Genomic DNA, 3,346 nt, shown 5'->3' on the forward strand with positions numbered 1-3,346 from the left:
GAACTCGTCGTCATACCAGAGCCCACAGAACATCACCTGGTCTTTGTCACCACCTAGAACCATCGGGTTGAAGCAGATGGTCCGCGACGATGCGGTGTCCCCGTCGAGGCGCACGGAGAAGTTGCCCAGCATGTGGAAGTACATCGGAAAATTCGGCAATACCTCGGCAAGCCAGGCCTTCACCTCCGGATAGCGGCCCTCGATTCCCCCGAGCGCCGTGTAATCGATGTACGCATCGGGCGTGAACACCTCGTCGAGGTCGTCGAATCGGCGCAGATCGATGGCGGTGGAGTAATCCACCAGCAGCTGCTGAATTTCCAACCGGTCAGAGATTTCGGCCTGGCTCAACATGGATCGATTCAACACCGCAGTCGCGACGACGAGCGGATCGGGCCATATACTCACCGGGCATGCGGGTATTCGTCGCCGCAGTTGCGGCTGTTCTGGCGTTCGTCGGTGGCGGTGCGACGGCGCGGGCAGACGCCGGCGTGCAGCCGGTTGGCTCGGTTCCAATCCCCGACGGCCCGGCGCAGACCTGGGTGGTCGCCGATCTCGATTCCGGTCAGGTGCTGGCGGAGCGGGACGAGAACGTCCGGCACCCGCCCGCCAGCACGATCAAAGTGCTGTTGGCCCTGGTGGTGCTCGACCAGCTGAGCTTGGATTCCACCGTGGTCGCCGACGAGGCCGACAGCCACGTCGAGTGCAACTGCGTGGGGGTGAAAGCCGGCCGCAGCTATACGGCGCGCCAACTGCTCGACGGCCTGCTGCTGGTGTCGGGCAACGACGCCGCCAACACCCTGGCGCACATGCTGGGCGGCCCCGATGCCGCCGTCGCCAAGATGGACGCCAAAGCCGCATCGCTGGGCGCCGTCAATACCCACGCCTCCACCCCATCCGGCCTGGATGGGGCCGGGGGCTCGGGCTGGACGACGGCGCACGACCTGGCCGTCATCTTCCGGGCTGCAATGGCCAATCCGGTGTTCGCCCAGATCACTGCCGAGCCGTCGGCGATGTTTCCCGGCGATCACGACGATCAGCCGATCGCCAACCAGGACGAGTTGCTGCAGCGTTATCCGGGCGCAATCGGCGGCAAGACCGGTTTCACCGACGCGGCGCGCAAAACGTTCGTCGGCGCGGCTGCTCGCGGCGGCCGCCGACTGGTCATCGCCATGATGTACGGGCTGGTGCGCGAGGGCGGGCCGACCTACTGGGATCAGGCCGGCAGCCTGCTCGACTGGGGTTTCGCCCTCAACCCGCAGTCAACGGTCGGCGTTTTGTAGCTCGCCCACGGCACGCGCTAAGCTTTGCTAGTCTGCCTATGCCGTTTGCATTCCATTAAGCAGTTGCCCTATTTTGCACTTGCCCAATATGAGCTTTCGCGGCATGGTGTCGACATACGTCGACGCTATTAATCGGTTGAGTCGACAGCCATTGACAACCCGTCTGCAACGTACGCAACCGCGCAGATGCCCGCAAGGAGAAGATCAACGATGGCCGAGAACCAACCCGCTGCGCCCGGTTCGCCACCACAGTCTTACAAAGACGACTTCAATGCCCACGAGTCGTTGGTCGACGGGCTGGTCGTGGTATCGGTGAGCGGCAGTGTCGACATGCTCACTGCCCCGGGGTTGGCCGAGTCGCTCGACTCCGCGCTTGCCAAAAAGCCGAACGGCCTGATTGTCGACCTTTCCAAAGTCGATTTTCTCGGTTCGGCCGGGATCAGCGTGCTGATGAAAACCCGCGACACCCTCGGTGAGTCGACCCCGTTCTGCGTCGTGGCCGACGGGCCGACCACGCACCGGCCGCTCACGTTGCTCGGGATCAACGAGATGATGAGCCTGTGCCGGACGTTGGAGGACGCCGTCGGCAAACTCACCGACAGCTGAAACGCTCAGGCCGGTAGGCCAACTCCGCTCAGCAGCGACGACAACAGCTGAATCCGTTGTTGCTCGATGTCCGGTTGGGGCAGCACTGCGCCCACCAACGCGGCTCCGTCGAAGGTGTTGATCAACAACGCCACCAGGACCGGGAAGGTTTCCGCCGAGAGGCTCTCGGCGCCGGGTAATGTGCGCGCGGCGTCGCAGATCTTGGTGGTGTATTGATCAAGGACGTTTTGCAAAGTGGCGTTGAGCTTTTCGTCGGTCCGCGCAGCGATCATCAGTTCGTACATCACAGCGTTGGTGGAGCTGCTGGTGATGTCTCGCAGAATTGTCAACGCCGCTTCTACCGCCGGCCGCTCGGTCGGTATCGCGGCGACTTGCTTGGTGAATGAGTCGAGTTGACGCCGAAGCACCTCATACGCCGTGGCGGCCATGAAGTCGCCCATCGTGTCGAAGTGGCGGAACAGCGCCCCGACCGATACCCCGGCGCGCTTGGTGATCACAGCGGCCGATGCCCGGGCGTATCCGACTTCGACGATCGTTGCGATGCTGGCTTCGAGCAGTCGCGCAACCGTTTCGTCTCGCCGCTGCTGCTGGGTTCTCGCCATCTCAGACCCGCGCACCCGAGCCGACGGGCTGTCGGTGGCCCGCCCGCAGATAACGGCCCGACTTCGCCGTCTCGCCATAGCCGTCCCGGAACTGGCCGTTGCGGAACACGATTGCGCCGTTGACGCCGGTGGCCACCACGGCCGCATCGTTGCGGTTGACCATGCGGCTCAGGTCACCGTAGAACGAAACCTTCTCCTCGTGGTAGGCGTCGACTGAATCGTCCAGGCCGGCCGGATCGATCACCACGAAGTCGGCGCGGTCGCCCTTGCGCAGGGTGCCGGCATCCAGCCCGAACCATTCGGCCACTTCGCCGGTCAGGCGATGCACTGCACGCTCGATGGACAGAAACGGCTCGCCGTTCCGGTCGGCCTCCAGCACGCGCTTGAGCAACCGCAACGAGAAGTTGTAGAAGGCCATATTGCGCAGGTGCGCCCCGGCGTCGGAAAACCCATGTGGATACTCGGTTCGGCAGCCAGCCTGTTGAGCTGCTTGGGCCGATGGTTGGCCACGATGGTGGTCCAGCGGACGTTTCGCTCACCGTTTTTCACCAAGACGTCGAGGAACGCGTCCAGTGGGTGCAGTCCTCGCTCGTCGGCGATCGCGCCGAAACTCTTGCCGATCAACGACTTATCGGGGCATTCGACGACGACGGCCTCGTGAAAGTCGCGGTGCCACAACGACGGTCCGAGTTTTCTACGGTCGAATTGGCGACGGAACCTGCGACGGTATTCCTTGTCGGCCAGTAACGTGTTGCGCTCCAGCTGATCACGCAGATGCAGCGCCGCTGTGCCCGCGCCGAACTCCTCGAAGACCGGCAAGTCGATTCCATCGGAGTACAACTCGAACGGAACCGGCAG

4 protein-coding genes and 1 pseudogene are annotated in these 3,346 nt (G+C 63.5%); 2 read left to right on the forward strand and 3 right to left on the reverse strand.

The window, feature by feature from the left end; genetic code table 11:
- On the reverse strand, positions 1-351 hold a 351-nt coding region (locus WBF82_RS16885; protein ID WP_424384122.1), incomplete at its 3' end, for a nuclear transport factor 2 family protein.
- A gap of 59 nt (positions 352-410) precedes the next feature.
- On the opposite strand from WBF82_RS16885, the gene WBF82_RS16890 reads away from it, so the two are divergent.
- Together WBF82_RS16890 and WBF82_RS16895 are read left to right on the forward strand one after the other, a co-directional pair.
- A complete protein-coding gene (locus WBF82_RS16890) occupies positions 411-1,280 on the forward strand; it encodes a D-alanyl-D-alanine carboxypeptidase family protein (protein ID WP_424384119.1) in 870 nt (289 codons plus the stop codon).
- A gap of 210 nt (positions 1,281-1,490) precedes the next feature.
- Positions 1,491-1,886, forward strand: coding sequence for an STAS domain-containing protein (locus tag WBF82_RS16895; RefSeq protein ID WP_424384120.1), 396 nt, complete (start codon positions 1,491-1,493; stop codon positions 1,884-1,886).
- Positions 1,887-1,891: 5 nt separating this feature from the next.
- Here WBF82_RS16895 and WBF82_RS16900 read toward each other — a convergent pair whose 3' ends face one another.
- Both WBF82_RS16900 and WBF82_RS16905 read right to left on the reverse strand, forming a co-directional pair.
- Positions 1,892-2,488: a TetR/AcrR family transcriptional regulator gene (locus tag WBF82_RS16900; RefSeq protein WP_424384121.1), complete on the reverse strand. Its 597-nt coding sequence runs from the start codon at positions 2,486-2,488 to the stop codon at positions 1,892-1,894.
- Position 2,489: 1 nt separating this feature from the next.
- Positions 2,490-3,346: pseudogene (locus WBF82_RS16905) on the reverse strand (amidohydrolase family protein); the annotation flags it as partial.

This window comes from Mycobacterium sp., assembly GCF_049673265.1.
Lineage (GTDB): Bacteria > Actinomycetota > Actinomycetes > Mycobacteriales > Mycobacteriaceae > Mycobacterium.

Coding starts and splice junctions, on each gene's coding strand:
- WBF82_RS16895 (WP_424384120.1), top strand. CDS start 1,491: ATGGCCGAGAACCAACCCGCTGCGCCCGGTTCGCCACCACAGTCTTAC.
- WBF82_RS16900 (WP_424384121.1), bottom strand. CDS start 2,488: ATGGCGAGAACCCAGCAGCAGCGGCGAGACGAAACGGTTGCGCGACTG.
- WBF82_RS16890 (WP_424384119.1), top strand. CDS start 411: ATGCGGGTATTCGTCGCCGCAGTTGCGGCTGTTCTGGCGTTCGTCGGT.